Origin of the sequence: Brevundimonas sp., assembly GCF_046295775.1 — a bacterium.
GTDB lineage: Bacteria > Pseudomonadota > Alphaproteobacteria > Caulobacterales > Caulobacteraceae > Brevundimonas.
The window spans coordinates 45118-65151 of the sequence record NZ_JBKBML010000013.1 but is presented as its reverse complement, the minus strand read 5'-3'; the positions used below and the strand labels follow the sequence as shown (position 1 = coordinate 65151).

Annotated in this window: 19 protein-coding genes and 1 tRNA gene; 12 read left to right on the top strand and 8 right to left on the bottom strand. The window is 66.0% G+C overall.

Translation table 11 applies throughout. The annotated features are described in order from the left end of the window. Nucleotides 1-511 precede the first annotated feature (511 nt). Genes rfbA through rfbC form a run of 4 tightly spaced genes read right to left on the bottom strand, consistent with a single transcriptional unit; the run spans nucleotide 512 to nucleotide 3916 of the window. Nucleotides 512-1381 carry a glucose-1-phosphate thymidylyltransferase RfbA gene (gene rfbA / locus ACK4I0_RS09490; RefSeq protein WP_409610304.1) on the bottom strand — a complete coding sequence of 290 codons (870 nt, stop codon included), beginning with the start codon at nucleotides 1379-1381 and terminating at the stop codon, nucleotides 512-514. After that, a complete protein-coding gene (gene rfbD, locus ACK4I0_RS09485; RefSeq protein WP_409610302.1) occupies nucleotides 1378-2277 on the bottom strand; it encodes a dTDP-4-dehydrorhamnose reductase in 900 nt (299 codons plus the stop codon). The genes rfbA and rfbD overlap by 4 nt, the downstream gene beginning before the upstream one ends. Continuing rightward, nucleotides 2270-3325: a dTDP-glucose 4,6-dehydratase gene (rfbB, locus tag ACK4I0_RS09480; protein ID WP_409610300.1), complete on the bottom strand. Its 1056-nt coding sequence runs from the start codon at nucleotides 3323-3325 to the stop codon at nucleotides 2270-2272. Before rfbB ends, rfbD begins: the two co-directional genes overlap by 8 nt. 24 nt (nucleotides 3326-3349) lie before the next feature. Next, nucleotides 3350-3916, bottom strand: coding sequence for a dTDP-4-dehydrorhamnose 3,5-epimerase (rfbC, locus tag ACK4I0_RS09475; RefSeq protein WP_409610298.1), 567 nt, complete (start codon nucleotides 3914-3916; stop codon nucleotides 3350-3352). A gap of 230 nt (nucleotides 3917-4146) precedes the next feature. Between rfbC and ACK4I0_RS09470 the strand changes: the two genes are divergently transcribed. The 3 genes from ACK4I0_RS09470 (at nucleotide 4147) to ACK4I0_RS09460 (ending at nucleotide 8423) form a co-directional block, all read left to right on the top strand. Then, the gene (locus tag ACK4I0_RS09470; RefSeq protein WP_409610296.1) at nucleotides 4147-5745 is read left to right on the top strand and encodes a hypothetical protein; all 1599 of its coding nucleotides are present in this window, start codon (nucleotides 4147-4149) and stop codon (nucleotides 5743-5745) included. Between the two features lie 193 nt (nucleotides 5746-5938). Then, nucleotides 5939-6583: a DUF305 domain-containing protein gene (locus ACK4I0_RS09465; RefSeq protein ID WP_409610294.1), complete on the top strand. Its 645-nt coding sequence runs from the start codon at nucleotides 5939-5941 to the stop codon at nucleotides 6581-6583. 25 nt (nucleotides 6584-6608) lie between these two features. Beyond that, on the top strand, nucleotides 6609-8423 hold the full coding sequence (locus tag ACK4I0_RS09460) for an LVIVD repeat-containing protein (protein WP_409610292.1): 1815 nt from the start codon (nucleotides 6609-6611) through the stop codon (nucleotides 8421-8423). A gap of 243 nt (nucleotides 8424-8666) precedes the next feature. On the opposite strand, the gene ACK4I0_RS09455 is transcribed toward ACK4I0_RS09460, so the two are convergent. Then, nucleotides 8667-8742 (bottom strand) — tRNA-Ala (locus tag ACK4I0_RS09455). Between the two features lie 149 nt (nucleotides 8743-8891). On the opposite strand from ACK4I0_RS09455, the gene ACK4I0_RS09450 reads away from it, so the two are divergent. The 6 genes from ACK4I0_RS09450 to ACK4I0_RS09425 all read left to right on the top strand — a co-directional run bounded on the left by ACK4I0_RS09450 (nucleotide 8892) and on the right by ACK4I0_RS09425 (nucleotide 15631). After that, entirely contained in the window at nucleotides 8892-9197 is a 306-nt protein-coding gene (locus ACK4I0_RS09450) for a YggT family protein (RefSeq protein ID WP_409610290.1), read from the top strand. Between the two features lie 124 nt (nucleotides 9198-9321). Next, nucleotides 9322-10200 carry a 3-hydroxybutyryl-CoA dehydrogenase gene (locus tag ACK4I0_RS09445; protein ID WP_409610288.1) on the top strand — a complete coding sequence of 293 codons (879 nt, stop codon included), beginning with the start codon at nucleotides 9322-9324 and terminating at the stop codon, nucleotides 10198-10200. Next, complete coding sequence (locus ACK4I0_RS09440; protein WP_409610286.1) at nucleotides 10197-10757, top strand: phthalate transporter; 561 nt, start codon at nucleotides 10197-10199, stop codon at nucleotides 10755-10757. The genes ACK4I0_RS09445 and ACK4I0_RS09440 overlap by 4 nt, the downstream gene beginning before the upstream one ends. Beyond that, the gene (locus ACK4I0_RS09435; RefSeq protein WP_409610284.1) at nucleotides 10754-11953 is read left to right on the top strand and encodes a DUF418 domain-containing protein; all 1200 of its coding nucleotides are present in this window, start codon (nucleotides 10754-10756) and stop codon (nucleotides 11951-11953) included. The genes ACK4I0_RS09440 and ACK4I0_RS09435 overlap by 4 nt, the downstream gene beginning before the upstream one ends. A gap of 41 nt (nucleotides 11954-11994) precedes the next feature. Beyond that, nucleotides 11995-13512, top strand: a complete 1518-nt coding sequence (gene hisS, locus ACK4I0_RS09430; RefSeq protein WP_409610282.1) for a histidine--tRNA ligase — start codon at nucleotides 11995-11997, stop codon at nucleotides 13510-13512. A 286-nt stretch (nucleotides 13513-13798) separates the two neighbouring features. Beyond that, the gene (locus tag ACK4I0_RS09425) at nucleotides 13799-15631 is read left to right on the top strand and encodes a DUF885 domain-containing protein (RefSeq protein WP_409610280.1); all 1833 of its coding nucleotides are present in this window, start codon (nucleotides 13799-13801) and stop codon (nucleotides 15629-15631) included. Here the strand turns inward: ACK4I0_RS09425 and ACK4I0_RS09420 are convergent. Next, nucleotides 15628-16263 (bottom strand): hypothetical protein, encoded by a 636-nt coding sequence (locus ACK4I0_RS09420; RefSeq protein WP_409610278.1) that lies wholly within the window; start codon nucleotides 16261-16263, stop codon nucleotides 15628-15630. The genes ACK4I0_RS09425 and ACK4I0_RS09420 overlap by 4 nt on opposite strands. A gap of 93 nt (nucleotides 16264-16356) precedes the next feature. On the opposite strand from ACK4I0_RS09420, the gene trmD reads away from it, so the two are divergent. Both trmD and rplS read left to right on the top strand, forming a co-directional pair. Continuing rightward, entirely contained in the window at nucleotides 16357-17082 is a 726-nt protein-coding gene (gene trmD / locus ACK4I0_RS09415) for a tRNA (guanosine(37)-N1)-methyltransferase TrmD (protein ID WP_409610276.1), read from the top strand. Nucleotide 17083: 1 nt separating this feature from the next. Beyond that, nucleotides 17084-17506, top strand: coding sequence for a 50S ribosomal protein L19 (gene rplS / locus ACK4I0_RS09410; RefSeq protein ID WP_135062446.1), 423 nt, complete (start codon nucleotides 17084-17086; stop codon nucleotides 17504-17506). A gap of 76 nt (nucleotides 17507-17582) precedes the next feature. Here the strand turns inward: rplS and ACK4I0_RS09405 are convergent, their stop codons facing one another. Both ACK4I0_RS09405 and ACK4I0_RS09400 read right to left on the bottom strand, forming a co-directional pair. Next, complete coding sequence (locus ACK4I0_RS09405) at nucleotides 17583-18068, bottom strand: PA2169 family four-helix-bundle protein (RefSeq protein ID WP_135062448.1); 486 nt, start codon at nucleotides 18066-18068, stop codon at nucleotides 17583-17585. 60 nt (nucleotides 18069-18128) lie between these two features. Continuing rightward, nucleotides 18129-18962 (bottom strand): tryptophan 2,3-dioxygenase, encoded by an 834-nt coding sequence (locus ACK4I0_RS09400; protein ID WP_409610273.1) that lies wholly within the window; start codon nucleotides 18960-18962, stop codon nucleotides 18129-18131. Between the two features lie 207 nt (nucleotides 18963-19169). On the opposite strand from ACK4I0_RS09400, the gene ACK4I0_RS09395 reads away from it, so the two are divergent. Next, nucleotides 19170-19817 (top strand): hypothetical protein, encoded by a 648-nt coding sequence (locus ACK4I0_RS09395; protein ID WP_409610271.1) that lies wholly within the window; start codon nucleotides 19170-19172, stop codon nucleotides 19815-19817. Nucleotides 19818-20034: the final 217 nt, after the last annotated feature.

Genomic DNA, 20034 nt, shown 5'->3' with positions numbered 1-20034 from the left:
CTTTGTGAAGAGCTCTTGGCTAATCGCGCCTAGGGGCCGTACTCAATAAGTCCTGGTTCGGCGGCCGGCAAATGCTTTAATTGCTGGAGCCACCAGGGCGTCTGGCACGACATCTACAAGGCTCTGATCGGCCTCGGCGGCATCTATTCCGTGGACGATCACGGTCGGCGGCGGGTGCTGTTGCTCAGCGCCGGAAATACCAACGACATCACATGGCTCACGCCGTGATCGAGCGCCGGCGCGTTCCGCAAGCTGCTGGCGGATCGCGGTTACGACGCCGATCACCTCCGCAAGCGGCGGGCGGAACGCAGAGCCGAAGCGGTCATCCCGACCACCACGTCGCAAAGGTGGCCCATCCCCCCTGATGTCGTCGCCCGCCGTCAGCGCAATACCGCGAGCGCCTCAAGGAGTATCGCCGCGCCGCCACCGTTACGACAAGCTGGCAGTCAACTATCTCTCCGGCGTGCTCATCGCCGCAACCTTCTGTGACTGGGCCAAATGAGTCCGAACCTTAGCGCTTCAGCACGCTTTGGCGCAGGTACCGGCCGTAGTCGGACTTGCCGAGGGCGGCGGCCAGGCGTTCGGTTTGGGCGGCGTCGATGAAGCCCTGGTCATAGGCGATCTCTTCGGGGCAAGCGATCTTGAAGCCTTGCCGCTTTTCGAGGGTGCGCACGAATTCGGCGGCCTCGATCAGGCTGTCAGGCGTGCCGGTGTCCAGCCAGGCGAAGCCGCGCCCCATCACCTCGACCGACAACTGACCGCGCTCCAGATACAGACGGTTGATGTCGGTGATCTCGAGCTCGCCGCGGGCCGACGGCTTCAGGTTGGCGGCCATGTCGACTACCTGGCCGTCGTAGAAATACAGGCCCGTCACCGCCCAGTTGGACCGAGGCTGGGTCGGCTTTTCCTCGATCGAGAGAGCGCGCATGTCCTTGTCGAACTCGACCACGCCGTACCGTTCGGGGTCGTGGACGTGATAGGCGAAGACGGTCGCGCCCTCGGTGCGCGTCGTGGCGCTGGACAACAGCTCGGTCAGGCCGTGGCCGTGATAGATGTTGTCGCCCAAAATCAGGGCCGAAGGCTGATCGCCGACGAAGTCCGCGCCGATAATGTAGGCCTGGGCCAGGCCGTCGGGGCTGGGCTGAACCGCATACTGGATGTCCATGCCCCACTTCGACCCGTCGCCAAGCAGCGCCTGGAAGTTCGGCGTGTCGCGCGGCGTGGAGATGATCAGCACCTCGCGGATGCCGGCCAGCATCAGGGTCGACAGCGGATAATAGATCATCGGCTTGTCGTAGACCGGCATCATCTGCTTGGACGTCGCCAGGGTCATGGGGTGCAGCCTGGTGCCCGAGCCGCCGGCCAGAATGATGCCCTTCATCGCGCGATTTCCTTGTTCAGTTCGGCGACGATCTCGGCCACGGCCGCGCGCCAGTCGCGGGGCTGGATGCCGAAATCGCGCGACAGTTTCGTGGTGTTCAGCCGCGAGTTTGCGGGCCGCTTCGCCGGGGTCGGGTACTGGTCGGTGGTGATGGCGTCCACCTCGGCCCAGGCACCGCCTGTGGTTCTGGAAGAGGCCATAATCTCACGGGCCAAACCTGCCCAACTGGTCTCGCCGGCGTTGACGAAGTGGTAGACGCCCGTCGGCGCGTCCTGGTCGTCCATCAGTCTGAGCGTGATGGACACCAGCGCTTCGGTCAGATCGCGTGCTGCGGTCGGGCAACCTATTTGATCCCTCACAATGGCGAGACGTTCATGCTTTTTGGCCAATGTGAGCATAGTCTTGAGAAAATTGGCTCGGTGCGCACTTATTAACCAAGCGGTGCGCAGCACGACCGAGCGCGGATTGCCCGACCGAATGGCCAATTCGCCCGCCAGTTTGGACGCGCCATAGACGCCCAGCGGCCCCACCGGGTCGCTCTCGACATAGGGGCGGTTGGCTGAGCCGTCAAAAACGTAGTCAGTCGAAATGTGAACCAGCGGAACGCCGGCCTGTCGAGTGGCCTCGGCCAGGACGGCCGGCCCCTGGGCGTTGGCCAGAAAGGCGTCCGCAACCGCATCCTCGGCCTTATCGACTGCGGTCCAGGCGGCCGCGTTTATCACCGCCGCATAGGGTCGCGCGGCGAAGGCGGCGCGCACCGAAACCGGATCGGTTAGGTCCAGGTCGTCGCGGCCCGGTGCGTGGACGACGACGCCGTCGGGCCAGGCGTGAGCCTGCAGCTCAAGCCCGACCTGGCCGGCGCCGCCGGTGATCAGAATGTGACGCGGTTCAGCCATTCACGCCCAGCCGCTCGGTGGCGTAGCGGGCCTCAAGGATGTCGCCCCACCATTCGCGGTTTTCCAGATACCAGCGCACGGTCCGGCCGATGCCCTCCTCGAACGTCACCGATGGGGTCCAGCCCAGGTCATCGCGGATCCTAGAGGCGTCGATGGCGTAGCGCTGGTCGTGGCCCGGACGGTCGGTCACATAGGTGATCTGCTCGGCGTAGGGCTTGCCGTCGCCGCGCGGCTGGACCTCGTCCAGGATGGCGCAGATGGCCTGCACCACCTCGATGTTCTTGCGCTCGGCGTTTCCGCCGACGTTGTAGGTTTCGCCCGGCGCGCCCCTTTCGAACACGGCCTGCAGCGCGCGGGCGTGGTCGTCCACGAACAGCCAGTCGCGCACATTGGATCCGTCGCCATAGACCGGCAGAGGCTCGCCGTTCAGCGCGCGGATGATGATCAGCGGGATCAGCTTTTCGGGGAAGTGATAGGGGCCGTAGTTGTTGGAGCAGTTGGTCACCAGCACAGGCAGGCCGTAGGTGTGGCCCCAGGCGCGCACCAGATGGTCGGACCCCGCCTTGGACGCCGAATAGGGCGAACGCGGATCGTAGGGCGTGGTCTCGGTGAAGAAGCCCTCGTCACCCAGTGAGCCGAACACCTCGTCGGTCGAGATATGGTGGAATCGGAAGGCAGCCTTGTCGGCGTCCGACAGGCCGCGCCAGTATCCCAGCGCCTGGTTCAGCATAACGAAGGTGCCGACCAGATTGGTCTGGACGAAGGCGCCCGGTCCGTCGATCGAGCGGTCAACGTGGCTCTCGGCCGCCAGGTGGGCGACCACCTGCGGCTGAAACTCCGCCAAGGCCTGAGCCACCGCCTCGGCGTCGCAGATGTCGGCCTGGACAAAGCGATAGCGGTCGCTGTCGGCCACAGGCGCCAGCGAGGACAGCACCCCTGCATAGGTCAGTTTGTCGAACACCAGCACCTCGTGGTCGGTGTGTTCGATCAGGCGGCGCACCAGGGCCGAACCGATGAAGCCGGCGCCGCCGGTGACGAGAATGCGCAAGTTCAGATCTCTCTACAGGTCGGCTCAGACGCCGGTCAGGGGCTCGAGCGGCCGCCCGTCATAGTCGAAGGGACTGTCAAAGTCCGCAAGCATGGGCAGGACCTTGTCCTTGTCCGACAGCACCGGCCCGCCATCCGGCAAGGGCCAGTCGATGCCGATGGTCGGGTCGTTCCAGACGATCCCGCCGTCGCAGTCGGGCGCATAGACGTCGGTCACCTTGTAGGCGACCTCGGTGTTCGGCTGCAGGGTGAGGAAGGCGTGGGCGAAGCCGATCGGCACCCACAGCTGACGCCCGTTCTCGGCGCTCAGCTCCGCCTCAACGAACCGGCCATAGGTCGGCGAGCCGCGCCGGACGTCCACCGCATAGTCGATGATGGCGCCGCGCACGCAGCGCACCAGCTTGCCCTGTCCATGCGGCGGCCGCTGGAAGTGCAGGCCGCGAATGGTGCCGACCTGGGCCGACATGGAGTGGTTGTCCTGCACGAACCGCCCCTCCACGCCCTGCGCGGCCCACTTCGCCTCGGCCCAGGTCTCGACGAACCACCCCCGGTCGTCGCCGAACCGGCGCGTTTCGATCAGTCTGACGGGCATGGCGTGTCCTTGGTCCAGCTATTGCTTTAGCTGATTACATGGCAGGCGCTGGTTACAACAAGGGCAGCTTGATCTTACAATCCGCAACCAGTGAAATTCTCAGAATCATCAGGCCCGCGACCCGTCTCGCGAAGCCACTATGATGCTTGTGAAACATGGCGCTATCTGATTTCTGAGGTACTCAGATTTTAATCCAAGCGGTGCAGCGAACTGTTATGAGATGGCCAAAATTGCTCATTGGCAGCCAGGGGCGCGGGCCAGCTCCACCGGGGCGTGTCGAAAGTGATGGGCATGCGCGAGGAGATAACGCGCGCGACAGGGGAGATTGGGCGGAGGCAGTCGAAGAGTACAAGTCCTATCTGTCTCTCGAAAAGGAGGACTTCGCAATCTGGGTTCAGTACGGCCACGCTTTAAAGGAGTGTGGTCTTTATGAAGACGCGCAGCGTGCCTATGGGCGGGCGGCCGTGCTGAACGGATCTGATCCTGACCTTCTTCTTAATCAGGGCCACCTCTCCCATATTATGGGTATGTATTCTCAATCATTTGATTATTACAAAGCCAGTTACGAGTTAGATGGTAACTGGCCAGCCGTCGAAATGCTCTCGTCGCCGAATGTTATGAATGTGAGCTCTGAGTCCAGAATATATTGGCAAGTGGCGGTTTCCTTCAATAAAGATTACTATTTGAGCCAAAATGAATATCTGAATGGATGCAGTTTTAAGGGTATCATAGATCACTACCTTAGCAAGGGCGAATTGGGAGGGTATAAACCTAACGAATATTTTGATCCATTATTTTTTTCGGCATCAGCGGGCTTGCCGCTCACGGAAAATCAGCCCTCGTTGCTGAGGCAGTACATATCTAGTCCTGAACTTTATGATTTGTCTCCGTCATCAATATTTGATGGCAACTCGTATTTGAATCTCAATGAAGATGTTAGGCGCGCCTCTATAAATCCGATGGCCCATTATTTGGCATTTGGAAAAATTCAACCATGGAGAATTCGTTCTACACGCGTAATTCCATCATCTGCCAATGTATATCTCATGGCTTTTCGCAAGAAAATAATTATTAGTGATGATGTTCTTTTATTTTCGGCTTTCGCTCCGAGCGGTCACCTTTCAACTTTTCAGCGGGATTTGCTACAGTGCTATTCTGACGCTGGTTACTGTGTGGTCTTGTGCTTGAATGTGGATCGTTTCGATCAACGAGTGGACCTTGTCGGAGCGGCCGCAGATCTGATTTTGGTGCGACAGAATGTCGGTTTCGATTTCGGCGCCTGGGCCCACGCCTGTTTGCTTATCGACGGGTTAAGCTCAGTGAGCTCCGTCAGCTTTGCCAATGACAGCGTAGCTGTCGTTGGTGGTGCGGCGCATCTTCGCAAGCAGCGCGCGCTCGTGAAATCGAGCGGACTGGATGTGGCGTTCGCGACTGGCAGTCGAGAAATTCGGGAGCACTTTCAGTCCTATTTTTTCGTTATGACGACGCCTGCGTTGAGGCGGGGTGGGCTGAAGATTGTGGCGGAGACTCCAGCCTACTCGGACAAGGACGAACTGATCCATAAGGTGGAGGTTCATCTGGCCGACAAGCTTTCTGCGCTGGGCTTGAAGTGTGGTCCCCTGTACTCTGTCGCTGAAACAGATTTGTCGGTTCACAATCCAACGATCAAACACTTTGACGCCCTGCTTGATGTTTCTCCTTTCTTCAAGGTGCAGCTCATGACAATGGGGCTGCTGCGTGCTGATGACGCACGTATCCAGGCTCGATTGGGCGAAAGGCTGATCCGCGAGATCGTAACTCATGTGCGGCAGCGGAATGGCACCGTCTGAGAGCCGTCGAGGTTGTGATAACCGGCTTCAACCCTTTTTTGGACGATCCAGCGTCACGCCTTGCTTCCGAACCGATCGCGCCCCTAGAGTGCGCGACTTGCTGATCGGGGGATGTGAGCGGTTGCGTTTAGAGTTTGGTTTTCTTTTCGCAGGCCTAGTTGCGGCCGGTTCCGCCGCCGCGCAGACGCCGCCGGTGTTTCAGCCGGGTGCGCCGGGGCAGCCGTCGCGTGAGATCAGCGTCGAGCGGGCGCGCGAGCTGAGCCGGTTCAAGATCACCGACGACGACGTGCGCTTCATGCAGCACATGATCGTGCACCACGCCCAGGCGGTGGAGATGGTCGAGCTTCTGCGGACGCGCGGCGAGAGCCCGGCGGTGATGCGTCTGGGCGAGCGGATCGCCATGAGCCAGGACGCCGAGATGGAGCTGATGCGCGACTGGCTGACCGGCCATGGCCGCCCGATCGAGGCGGCCGACCTGCATGCCGGCCATGGGGCGCCGGCCGCGGCGATGGATCATTCGGCCCATGACCATTCGAGCCACGCGGGCCATGCCCAGCACGGCGCCGCGCCGGCCGACCCCCAGGACACCCCGGTGATGCCCGGCATGCTGACCCCGCGCCAGATGGCGGCCCTGGCCGCTGCGCGAGGCGCCGCCTTCGACCGGCTGTTCCTGCAGGGCATGATCCAGCATCACCAGGGCGCGCTCGACATGGTCGATAGCCTGATGGCTCAGCCCGACTCGGCGGAGGATCCGATGCTGTCGGGCTTCGCCGCCTCGGTGGTGGCCGACCAGCACGCCGACATCCTGCGCATGCAGTCCCTGTTGTCAGAACTCTAGACCCATCGCCGCTCGAGGAAACGCCATGACCGTCCGCCGCCTTCTGTTGTCCACCGTCGCGGCCGTCAGCCTGGCCGTCGCCGCCCCCGCCCTGGCCCAGCAGGCGCCCCAGCCGCCGCAGCCCCAGGCCCAGCCGCGCGCCTTCGAGCCCGACGCCCGCTCGACCCTGACGCCGGGCCTGCAGGACGCGGGCCAGGCGGCCTGGAACCTGAGCCTGGTCAGCCACACGCCGCCCGCGCCCGGCTTCGTCGCGCCGCCCCCGCCGGCCGCCGTCGAGGGCCAGACCGCGCCGCGCGTCAGCCCCCTGGCCTTCGCCAACACCGACCTGGCCTATTCGAACGGCAAGGTCTTCATGGGCAGCTTCCATGGCTTCAACGCCTATGACGTGACCGGCGAGACGCCGCAGCTGGTGCTGTCGGTGGTCTGCCCCGGCGGCCAGGGCGACGTGTCCATCCACGGCGACCTGCTGTTCATGTCGGTCGAGGAGAACCGGGGCCGGCTGGATTGCGGCACGACCCCGCCCGAGGGGCAGGTCAGCGCCGATCGTTTCCGCGGCGTGCGCATCTTCGACATCAGCGACCTGAACGCCCCCCGCCAGATCGCGGCGGTCCAGACCTGCCGCGGGTCGCACACCCATACCCTGGTGCCGCACGCCAGCGACCCGAACGTGCTCTACATCTACAACTCCGGCACTGCCGGCGTGCGCCAGGGCGACGAACTGGGCATCTGCTCGGACGGCCAGCCCGAGGACAACGCCGAGACGGCGCTGTATTCGATCGACATCATCAAGGTGCCGCTGAACGCGCCGCAGGACGCCGCCATCGTCAACCGGCCGCGCATCTTCGCCGACCGCGAGACGGGTCAGATCGCCGGCCTGTGGCGGGGCGGCCGGGCGGGCGTGGCGAGCCAGCGCACCTCCCAGACGAACCACTGCCACGACATCACGGTCTTCCCCGAGATGAACCTGGCGGCCGGCGCCTGCAGCGGTAACGGCATCCTGCTGGACATCACCGATCGCGAGAACCCGTCGCGCGTCTCGGACCTGTTCGATCCGGACATGGCCTACTGGCACTCGGCCACCTTCAACAACACCGGCGACCGCATCGTCTTCACCGATGAATGGGGCGGCGGCACCTCGGCGCGCTGCCGGGCCGAGGACCCCACCACCTGGGGCGCCAACCTGATCGCCGACATCAAGGACGGCAAGCTGGAGGGGCGCAACTTCTTCAAAATCCCGACCGTCCAGGGCGCGACCGAGAACTGCGTCGCCCACAATGGTTCGATCGTGCCGGTCCCGGGCCGCGACCTGATGGTTCAGGCCTGGTATCAGGGCGGGGTCTCGATCATGGACTTCACTGATCCCAACAAGCCGGTCGAGATCGCCTATTTCGATCGCGGCCCGATCAACGCCGAGCGCCTGACGGTGGGCGGTCCGTGGTCGACCTACTGGATGAACGGCCGCATCTACTCCAGCGGCATCCAGCGCGGTCTGGACGTCATCAAGCTGGAGCCCAGCGAATTCCTGTCGGCCGCCGAGATCGCCGCCGCCGAAGCCGTGCGCGAAGATGTCATCAATCCGCAAACCCAGACTCGTGTGACCTGGTCCGACACACCGGACGTGGCGCGCGCCTATCTGGACCAGCTGGCGCGCAATACGGCGCTGGACGCCGCCGTCCTGACCCAGGCCCGCGCCGAGGTCGATCGCTGGGCCTCGGGCCGCCCCGACCGACGCCGCATGGCCGCCGCCTCGACGGCCCTGGGCGGCCTGTCTGACGCCCCGCCCGCCGACGCCGCCCGCCTCAAGGCCCTGGCGGACATGTTCGGCCGCGTCGGCGCCTGATCAAGCCTCCGCCCGTCGCCTTTCGGCGGCGGGCGGAGCCCCTGTCTGATCGCTAGCGGGGCAGGGGAGGCCTTTGCGGTCGGTTGATGCCGGCCGGTGCCGGGATCCGCGCGCCAACCACGCGGGCGATCCGGTTTGCCGCTGCGCGCCAGCCGAGCCGAGTGCGCTTTTCCTATCCGCCAACGGCATAGCGGCTACGCGGTCTGAGCCGTGCGAATAGCGCGGAATCTGATACGGGACGCCTGGTGGAGCCGAGGGGAGTCGAACCCCTGACCTCGTCATTGCGAACGACGCGCTCTACCAACTGAGCTACGGCCCCGTTTCCAGTCTGGATCGGGCCCCAGGCGAGGGCGCGACATAGGCGGGCGCGGGGGCGGGTGTCAACTGGTCGCGGGCGATTGCGCCGGGCGCGTTGTGACGGGGCGGCGGATCGCGCTAGAAGCGGCCTGTATTCGCGGAGAAACTCCCATGGGCTACGCCATCGTTTGGCTCGTCGACATCGTCATCACCCTGATGATCTGGCTGATCATCGCCTCGGCGATCCTGAGTTGGCTGTTCGCCTTCGACGTGGTCAATCACCGCAACCGGTTCGTCGGCCAACTGGCCTATTTCCTGGACCGGGCGACCCGGCCGATCCTGGATCCGCTGCGGCGCGTGATCCCGAGCCTAGGCGGCATCGACATCACGCCGATCGTGGCCATCATCGGCCTGAACTTCATCCGCATCCTGTTCATGCGCCTGGCGTCGGGACCGCTGATCGCGCTCCTGGGCTGAGACGGCTGCTGACGCGGCGCCTGGGGCACAGGCGACGGGCCATGACGCACCGGGGCCAGACTCCTCTTGCGCCGCCGGGCCAGCTTCCTAAGGTGCGGCCTCCCGAAACCGCCTTTGTCCTCACATGACCTCGATCAAGACCGTATCCATCCTCGGCGCCGGACAGATGGGCTCAGGCATCGCCCAGGCCGTGGCGCTGGGCGGTTATGAGGTGCGGCTGTACGACGTGTCGGCCGAGCGGTCAGCCGGGGCGCAGGGCGTGATCGGCGCCAGCCTGGCGCGGCGCGTGGCGCGCGATGTGGTCGATGCGGCCAGCGCCGAGGCGGCGCTGAAGCGGATCTCGATTGTCTCGACCCTGACCGAGGCGGCCAAGGCCGACCTGGTCATAGAGGCGATTTCCGAACAGGAGGCCGCCAAGAAGGCGGTGCTGACCGAGCTGACGCCGTTGCTGGGGCCCGACACCCTTCTGGCGTCCAATACGTCTTCGATCTCGATCACTCGGCTGGCGTCGGTCACCGATCGACCGGAGCGGTTCATCGGCCTGCACTTCATGAAGCCGGCGCCGGTGATGAAACTGGTGGAGATCGTGCGCGGCATCGCCACCTCGGCCCAGACCTACGAGGCCGCAGTCGCCTTCGCCGAGAGCCTGGGCAAGACCACGACGGAGGCCGAGGACTTCCCCGCCTTCATCGTCAACCGCATCCTGGCGCCGATGATGAACGAGGCGGTCTATACGCTGTACGAGGGGGTCGGCGACGTGGCCTCGATCGACACGGCGCTGAAGCTGGGCGCCAATCATCCGATGGGCCCGCTGGAGCTGGCGGACTTCATGGGGCTGGACGTGGTGCTGGCCATCATGAACGTGCTGCACGAGGGGCTGGCCGACACCAAATACCGGCCCTGTCCGCTGCTGGTGAAATATGTCGAGGCCGGCTGGCTGGGCCGCAAGAGCGGGCGCGGCTTCTACGACTACTCCGGCCCGACGCCGGCGCCGACCCGATGATCCGCACGGTCCAAGACCTTCCGGGGCGAGAAGGCGTCGTCTGGCGCGGCGGCGGCGCGCCTGTCGCCCTCGCGGCCGTCGCCGGCGCCCTGTGGCCGCCGCTGTGGCTGACCCTGCCGATCTGGCCGCCGATCAACTGGCGTCCCGGCTTCGAGATGGATTGGCGGCTGACTGTGCTGATCATCGCCGTCATCGCCGTGCCGGCAGGCCTTGCCCTGCTGCGTCGAGAACTGGATCGCGACGACCGGCCATCGACGCGGCTGGGCGTGGTCTGGCGCTTCACCCTGTTCGGCGGGCTTCTGGCGGCCGGGCTTCAGCTGGTGGTCGCCCTGGTCATGGTCATTCTGGGCGCGGTTCAGTCCCAGGGTCTCGGCGAGGGCATGGGCGCGGTGGAGACGCTGCTTCTGATCTACGGCGTCGGAGGCCTGCCGATCGCGATCCTGGTGGGGGTGAGCCACGGCCTCTGGGCTGGACTGATCGCCGCCTTCGTGGCCTTCCGCGCCAGGCCCAAGCCGGTGCGCGACCGCCTAGGGCTGATGAGCGGCCAACCGCGATGATGACGCCGGGGGGCGGACGCATCGACAGTCTGGACGCAGCGCGCGGCCTGGCCGTCTTGGGCATATTGGCGGTCAACGTCATCAGCTACGCCATGCCGATGGCGGTCTATCCGTCGCCGAACCTGTCGCCCTTTCCGCTGGAGGGGGCTTCGGCGCTGGGCTGGGCGACGATGCACGTGGGCTTCGAGCGCAAGTTCATCGCCCTGTTCTCGATGCTGTTCGGGGTTTCGATCTTTCTGGTCGGCGGCGAGCATGGCGATGCGATGCGGGGCCGGCTGCTGTCTCGGCGGCTGGGCTGGCTCTCGCTGATCGGTCTGATCCACGGCCTGGCGTTCTGGTACGGCGACGTGCTGCTGCTGTATGCCGTGTGCGGCTTCATCACCATGCGCATGCGCTCGTGGAGCGGGCGCACCCTGCTGATTGTCGGCGCGTCGGTCTGGTTCGGACTGGGTCTGGCCTATGCCGGCGCCATGGCGGCCCTGGCCTATGCGCCGCCCGACGTCCTGGCAGAGGTTCGGACCAGCATGGCCATGGGTGGAGCGGAGGGCGTGCGCGCCACCATCGCCGCCTATCGAGAGAGCGCTCTGGCCGGGACCTGGCAGAACTTCCAGGCCTGGGCCGTGCTTCAGCCCAACAGCCTGATCGGCTTCGGCCCCTCCACCATCGGCCTGATGCTGGCCGGGCTGGGGCTGTTCAAGCTGGGCTTCTGGACGGGCCGCTGGCCGGTCTGGGCCTATCTGACGCTGGTCGTCGTCGCCGGCGTGCTGCTGGCGGGCGCGGCGGCGCACGCCCGCGCCATGCTGGCCCAGGACTTTCCCTTCCCGCAGTATATGAGCCGGCCCGTCAACGACCTGTTCGCGCCGGTGATCGCCCTGGGCTATGTCTCGGCGCTGATCCTGCTGATCCGGTTCGGCGCCGGCGCCCTGCTGACACCCCTGAAGGCGGCCGGTCGGATGGCCTTCACCAACTATCTGACGCAGACGCTGATCATGACTACGATCTTTTACGTCGGTCGGGGGCTGGGATGGTTCGGCCTGCTGGACTGGCCCGCGCTGTGGGCCCTGGTCGTGGCGGTCTGGGCGCTTCAGCTGATCTGGTCGCCGCTCTGGCTGGCGCGGTTCAAGTATGGACCGTTCGAGTGGCTGTGGCGCTCGCTGACCCAGGGTCGGCGCGTCCCGATCCGACGGCAGGCCTAAGCCGCGTTGCGAGCGGGCGGCCGATGGCTTAAGCGCCCGGCATGACCGACGCCTCCTCACGCCCTGTCGCCCGCAATCCGCGTGGCTTCGCCGACCGCCGCGGCCGCGACCTGACCGCCGAGCGCCGCATCGTCGCGCGCGTGTCCGAGGTCTATGAGCGCTGGGGCTTCGAGCCGTTGGAGACGCCGGCCTTCGAGTTCGCCGACGCGCTCGGCAAGTTCCTGCCCGACGCCGACCGGCCCAACGAGGGCGTCTTCGCGCTGCAGGACGATCCCGAGGACGACGGCGCCGACAGCTGGATGGCTTTGCGCTACGACCACACCGCGCCGCTGGCCCGGTTCGCGGCGCAGTCGTGGGAGACCCTGCCCAAGCCGTTCCGCCGCTATGCCTACGGCCCGGTCTGGCGCAACGAGAAGCCCGGCCCCGGCCGCTTCCGCGAGTTCGTCCAGTGCGACGCCGACACGGTCGGCTCGGACCGTCCCGAGGCGGACGCCGAGATCATCGCCATGGCGGTCGAGGGGCTGAAGGCCGCCGGCCTCGGAGAAGGCCAGGCGGTGGTCCGCGTCTCCAGCCGCAAGTTGTTCGACGCCCTGTTCGAGGCGCAAGGGGTGGCCGACCCGCGCCAGCGTCTGACGGCGTTGCGCGCCATCGACAAGTTCGACCGCCTGGGCATCGAGGGCGTGCGCGCCCTGCTGGGCGAGGGCCGGCTGGACGAGTCGGGCGACTACACCAAGGGCGCCCAGCTGTCGGGCGCGGCGATCACGGCGGTGGAGGCGTTCCTGACCTCCGCCGCGGCGCAAGACCTCAGCCGCGCGACCGTGCTGGACGCCATCGCGTCTTCCGGCGCCTTGGGCGCGGCGGGCGAGGTCGCCCTGGCGGAGCTGTCGGCCATCGACCGGGCCTTGACGGCCATGGGCGCGGGCCAGGCCCAGGTGCAGTTCGACCCGGCCATCGTGCGGGGACTGGAATACTACACCGGCGCGGTGTTCGAGGCGGAGCTGCTGCTCAGCACCACCGACGAGAAGGGTCGGCCGGTGCGGTTCGGCTCCATTGGCGGCGGTGGGCGCTACGACGACCTGGTGGCCCGCTTCACAGGCGAGCGCACGCCGGCGACGGGTTTCTCGTTCGGCGTGTCGCGTCTGGCCTCGGCTCTGCGCGCGGCGGGGCGCGGCGCACAGGACGAGACGCGCGGCCCGGCGGTGGTCATCGTGTTCAGTCAGGACGACATGGGACACTATCTGGATGCGGTCGCCGAGCTGCGCCGAGCGGGTGTCGCGGCGGAAGTCTATCTGGGCCACGCGGGCATGAAGGCGCAGATGAAATACGCCGACCGCCGCGGCTCGCCCGTCGCGGTCATCCTGGGCGGTGACGAGATCGCGGCGGGACAGGTGACGCTCAAGGATCTGGACGCCGGACGCGCCCGCGCCGCGGCCATCACGGACAACGAGGCGTGGAAGGCCGAGCGGCCCGGTCAGCGTATCGTGCCCCGCGAACAGATGGTGGCGGCCGTGCGCGACATTATCGAAGGATCGTCGATAAACTTCGACACGGCTTCGTGAGTTATCGACGTTTAGTCGCATAAAGGACGGAAATTGCGCGAAATCCGATTGACGGCAGGGGCGCCCCTGCGTCATCTGGACCCACTCGAGACGCGCTGAAGCGCATCTTGAAGGCGTTTCGGGGAGGAAACGTCCGCTCCTTCAGAGAGCGAGAAAGCCCGCTGCGACGTATCCCCCGCAGCGGGCTTTTTCATGCCTGATTTCCGGGGTTTGGTTCGGAGCCACACTTGTCATGGAAGCGTCTGACGGCGAAGGTCGCGCCTCCTGTCCGCCCCGGAGTTCGCCCATGCGCCGTTTTCTGCTCGCCTCCTGCGCCGTCCTGATGGTCGCCGCGCCAGCCGCCGTCGCCACCGCCCAGTCGACGCCGCCCGTCGCAGCCGCCCAAAGCGAGGACGCACGGCTCGACGCCTTTTTCGAAAAGGCGTTCCAGGCCCGCATCGCGCAGTCGCCGCAGCAGATGACGGCCCTGGGTCTGAAGACGGACTACGACAAGCTGAACGACGTGTCCGAGGCCGCCGCCGACCGCGCCCTGGCGTTGCAGGAGGCGCAACTGGCCGAGATGAAGGCGCAGTTCGATCCTGAGCAGCTCAGCGCCCAGAGCCGCCTGTCCTGGCGGCTGTTCGAATACGGCGTTGAGCAGGCGCGACTGGCGAACCAGTGGCGCGACTGGGGCTTCCAGTTCGCCGCCAACGGGAATCCGACGACCTCGATCCCGGTCTTCATGATCAACAACCATCGGATCACGTCCGTCGAAGACGCCGAGGCCTACGTCGCCCGCCTGAGCGCGGTGGATCGCTACATGAGCCAGGTGTCCGACACGCTGAAGGCGCGGGCGGCCCGGGGCGTGGTGTCGCCGATGTTCGTGTTCGAACCGTCTATCGAGAACACCCTTGCGGTCATCGCCGGCGCGCCCTTCGATGGCGGGGCGGACAATCCGGTGTGGGCCGATTTCCAGCGCAAGGTCGGCGCCCTGGATGCGGACCAGGCGACCAAGGACCGCCTTCTGGCGTCCGCGCGCGAAGCCCTGACCGGCCCATATCGCCAGGGCTATGAGACGGTGCTCACCGCGCTGGACGAGGTTCGACCGATGGCCGACAGCGACGCGGGCGTGTGGCGCCTGCCGAACGGCGAGGCCTATTACAACGCCCGGCTCCAGCTCTCGACCACCACCGACCTGACGGCGGACCAGATCCACGAGATCGGCCTGGCCGAGGTCGCGCGCGTCCAGGCGGAAATGGAGGTCATCAAGGCTCAGGTCGGGTTCGACGGCCCGCTGACCGACTTTTTCACCCTGCTGAAGACCGATCCGCGCTTCCAGTACCCGAACACGCCCGAAGGCAAGGAACAGTATCTGACCGACGCGCGGGCCTTCGTGGCCCAGGTGATGGAGATCGCGCCGCAGTGGTTCAGCGACCTGCCCGAGGCGGCGCTGGAAGTCCGGGCGGTTGAGCCGTTCCGCGAGGCGACGGCCTCGATCGCCTTCTACAACTCGCCGGCGCCGGACGGCTCGCGGCCGGGCATCTACTACGTCAACCTGTCTGACATGACCCAGGTGCTGAAGCCCCAGATCGAGGGCATCAGCTATCACGAGGGCGCGCCGGGCCACCATTTCCAGATCGCCTACGCCCAGGAGATCGAGGGCCTGCCGCGCTTCCGCCGGTTCGGCGGCTATGGCGCCTACGCCGAGGGCTGGGGCCTGTACGCCGAGCGGCTGGGCAAGGAGATGGGCTTCTATCAGGACCCCTATTCCGACTTCGGCCGTCTCTCGACCGAGCTGTGGCGTGCGGTGCGTCTGGTGACCGACACCGGCCTGCACGCCAAGCAGTGGACCCGCGAACAGGCCATGGACTACTTCCGCCAGAACTCGCTGCTCAGCGAGCGTGACATCGAAAAGGAAGTCGAGCGCTACATCACTAACCCGGGCCAGGCGACCAGCTACAAGATCGGCGAGCTTAAGATCATGGAGCTGCGCGATCGCGCCCGGCAAACCTTGGGCGACCGCTTCAACATCAAGGACTTCCACGCCGTCGTCCTGGGCTCCGGCTCGGTGCCGCTGGACGTTCTGGAAGATCAGGTCGACGCCTGGATCGCGGCGGGCGGCGGGGCGTCAGCGAACTAGGCGTTGGGGCAAGTGGCCGGGCCGGCAGACAGCGGCGCCGCCTCTACGGCTATCAGCGGTGTCGGGTCAGGACGAGCCTGTCGGGTTTCGGCGGGCATGGCCTGGAACAGCGCCTCGCGCTGAGGCGGCGTAAGCGTGTCGATGACGACGGCGTTGTGCCGAACACCTGCGTCATCCTCCAGCGCCAGCGTGAACCGGCCGCCCTGTTCGATAGCCTCCAGCAATCCGGGGGTGGAGGGACCGCCATACCGGGCGGCGCCGTCGGATCCGCTAGACCAGTCCTGACGCCGAGTTGGACCCGCAGGCACAGCAACACGATAACCGCGCCATTTCTGCCCGGCGGGACCGATGACGACCGACTCCACCCAACTCGGGCGATCGCGACAGTAGTCGAGAAGCTTAACGGTCCAACTCACATCAGAAGCAGGCCCAAGCTCGGAATCCGAGTTTGAATAGCCGACGACGAAAATGAACCCTCTCTCATCGGCGTAGGCGCCGCCGGCTCTCAGCCCCAACTCGCCATGCTGTCGTTCCAGCCGGGCGGTCTCGTAGCGAGTTGGACCGTCTGTGGCCGGCGAGGTGGCGCAAGCAGACAGACATGCAGCGCCAAGCGCGTATAAGATCAGCCGCATCGTCGCCCCGCCAATGTTGATGTGCGAGTTGAAGACTGCGGCCCCCCAGCGTCAAGACCTTCTCCCCCGGGGGTAGAAGGGTTAGGAGGCCGCATGCCTTTCACCGCGACGGTCCTGACCATGTTTCCCGAGGCCTTTCCCGGGCCGCTCGGCGTCTCGCTGATCGGCACGGCGTGGCGCGAGCGGGGCTTGTGGAGCCTGGATACGGTTGACATTCGCGCCTTTTCCACAGATACGCGCGGCTTCCTGGACGACACCCCTGCGGGCGGCGGACCGGGAGCGGTTCTGAAGGCGGACGTGGTGGCCAGGGCGCTCGACAGCGTATCCGGGGCCGGACGGCCGCTTTTGTACATGAGCGCCCGGGGTCGGCCCCTGACCCAGGCGCGCGTCAAGGAATGGGCCAAGGCGGACGGCATCACCGTTCTCTGCGGCCGGTTCGAGGGGGTGGATCAGCGCGTGCTCGACGCGCGCGGGTTCGAGGAGGTCTCGGTCGGAAACGCGGTTCTCGCCGGCGGCGAGGCGGCGGCGATGGTCGCGATCGAGGCGTGCGTAAGACTGCTCCCCGGCGTGCTCGGCTCAGGCGACAGCCTGTCGTCCGAAAGCTTCGAGGACGGGCTTCTGGAGCATCCGCAGTACACGCGACCGCGGACGTTCGAGGGGTTCGACATACCCGAGGTGCTTCTGTCGGGCGATCATAAGCGGATCGCTCAGTGGCGGCAGGCGCAGCGGGAGACGACCACGCGGGAACGGCGCCCGGATCTCTGGGCGGCGCATCTCGCCAAATCACAGCTAAAGGGCGAAAAAGCCCGAGGAGAATGACATGAACATCGTCCAGCAGCTCGCTGCCGAAGAAAAAGCCCGCGTCCTGGGTGATCGCAAGATCCCCGACTTCCAGCCCGGCGACACCCTGCGCGTCAACGTGCGCATCAAGGAAGGCGAGCGCGAACGCATCCAGGCGTTCGAAGGCGTCTGCATCGCCCGTGACGGCGGCGGCGTGAATGAGACCTTCACGGTCCGCAAGATTTCCTTCGGCGAGGGCGTGGAGCGTCGCTTCCCCATCCTGTCGCCGAACGTCGAGTCCATCGAGGTCAAGCGTCGCGGCGTCGTGCGGCGCGCCAAGCTCTATTACCTGCGCGATCGTCGCGGCAAGTCGGCCCGGATCGCCGAGCGTCAGACCGTCCGCACCCCCAAGGTCGCCGTGCCGGAAACCGGCAAGGCCGAGGCGGCCGACACCGAGTCCTGATCGGCTCGGCGCACGCCAGGATCAAAAAAGGCCCCGGTCGCAGGACCGGGGCCTTTGTCGTTCAGGGCTGAAGCGGTCAGGTCGGATAGACCGGGCTGTCGGCGTCGCTGCGGCTTTCCAGGCTGTGCTTGAGGTCGCGCATCTGGTCGTGGCCGGTCTTCACCACGGCATAGGCGCGGCGCACCGTCTCGCGCGTGGTGGCCGACAGCTTGGTGTCTTCCAGCGCGCGTTCGTACTTGGCCTTGATGTGGTCTTCGCCGGCTTCGACGGAGTCCACGACCGACTGCTCGTTGCGCAGCAGGGCGTGCTTGATGTCCAGAAACGCGCGATGCGCCTTGGCCAGGATCGAGCCGTCGTCCTCGGGGTCGCCGCCCAGGCTGCGCACGCAGGCCTGCAGGTCTGAGGCGACGCCCGCGCGTTCCTCGGCGCGGCGTTCGAACAGGGCGCGATAGGCGGAGTTGTCGGTCTCCTTGGCGGCTTCTCGATAGCCGTCGACGCTGTCCAGCGTCGTTTCGATCAGGCCGTTCAGAACCTTGATGTCGGGGTCGTTGGGATTGCTCATGACCGGCTCCTTGAGTTGGGTCGGAGCCCATAACCCTTTCGCCGAGCTTTGGTTTCGGGCCTACAGCGCCGTGCGCAGCGACCACAGCTCGGGAAAGCAGCGCCGGTTCAGCGTCTCGACCAGATAGCCGACCCCGTCGGTGCCGCCGGTGCCGCGCCGTCGGCCGATGATCCGCTCGACCGTCACGACGTGCTTGTGCCGCCAGGTCAGCAGGGCGTCGTCCAGATCGACCAGCTTTTCGGCCAGCTGATACAGCGGCCACCAGCGCTCGGTGTCGCGATAGACCTCAAGCCACGCCGCCTCGACGCCGGGGTCCGCCTGATAGGGCTGCGAAACGTCCCGATTCAGCACAGTCTCCGGTACGGGCAGGCCCGCGCGCGACAGCTGATGCAGGGCGTCGTCGTACAGGCTGGGCGCCGCAATGGCGGCCTTCAGCGCCGCATGGGCCTCGGGCCGTTCGACGTGGAAGCGCAGGAAGCGCTCGTCCTTCAGCCCCAGCATGGCCTCCAGCCGGCGGAACTGATCGCTCTGAAAGCCTGAGGAGGCCCCCAGCTCGCCCCGGAAGCGCAGGTAGTCGGCCGGGGTCATGGTGGCCAGGATGTCCCAGCTCTGGGTCATGACCGCCTGGATGCGGCTGACTCGCGCCAGGGACTTGTAGGCCGGCACCAGGTCGCCCGCCCGCACCAGCGCCTGGGCCAGGGCGACCTCGTGCAGGATCTGCTTGAGCCACAGCTCCTTGGTCTGGTGGATGATGACGAACAGCATTTCGTCATGCTGATCCGAACACGGATGCTGGGCCGCCAGCAGCTGATCCAGCGCCAGATAGCCGGCGTAGGTCATGCCGCCCGGCTCATGGGCGGCGGTCTCGATGGCGGTCGTGCGGGTGTCGGTCATGGCCCCTTATGACCCGCCGGACGACGCTCGGCCACCCGCCGCCGACGCCAGCTTAACCATAATCTTCCGTGGGTTGAGATTGCGGCGCTCACAGAACGAGGTTGCGTCCTTTGCGGGGCGGGAGTATGACGCACGGCGTTAAGGGTTCTTTAACCACGCCCATCCGGCCCGCCCTGAAGGGTGTGTCACAATGAGATGGCACGGTTCTTGGAACTCACGAGGGGAGGGCTCGCCACACCGGCGGGCGGCCGCTTCGGCGGCGTGGGGACCGAGACGATGGGCGTGGGGAAAAAGCATTTTGCGCGGGTGAACCGCTTGCGCGCCGTTGCGCTGGCCGCCGTTGCGCTCGCCGCGCTCGGCGCCGCCCCGGCTCTTGCGCACGGGCCCGACAAGAGCGTCGCCCTGGGCCGCAGCCTGGACGTAGGCGTGACCGGCCGGATCGCCTCCCGCTGCATGCTGTCGGGCGGCGGCGACATCGATCTGGGCGAGCTGCGCGGGGGCGAAGGCGCCCAGGCGGCGTTCGGCCTGGACTGCAACGTGCCCTTCGACATCGATGTGCGCTCGGCGCGCGGCGGCCTGGCCCATGTGACCAAGCCGGGCGGCGAGGGGCCGTTCGCGGGCTTGCTGGAATACGACCTGCGTCTGGTGGTGCCGACGGTGCGTCCGGCGCCGGCGACGGTGGAGGGGCGCTTCACCTCGCGCGAGCTTCTGGCCCGTCGCACGCTGAGCAGCGGCGACGGCATCAGCGCGGGCGGCGGCATGATCGAATTCCAGACCCGACGACCCGAGGGCGCGGGCCTTCTGGCCGGCCGCTACACCGAGACGGTGACCCTGACGGTCACGCCGCGCATGTAGTCTGCGACTAAACTCAAACTCTACATTATTAATACTAGCCCAAAGCTCAGCGATGACAGAATCGTTGGGCTTTTTGGGCATTTGTGTTCAGTGGTTATTATTCCCCTGCCGGTAGAAAACGCAAAACCAGCGTTTTTTACTGTTGACCCGGTTCTTAATGGATCGTTAAAACCGGCGTTAGATCGGGGGGACTTCTCCATCTCGGTCGGCACGATTT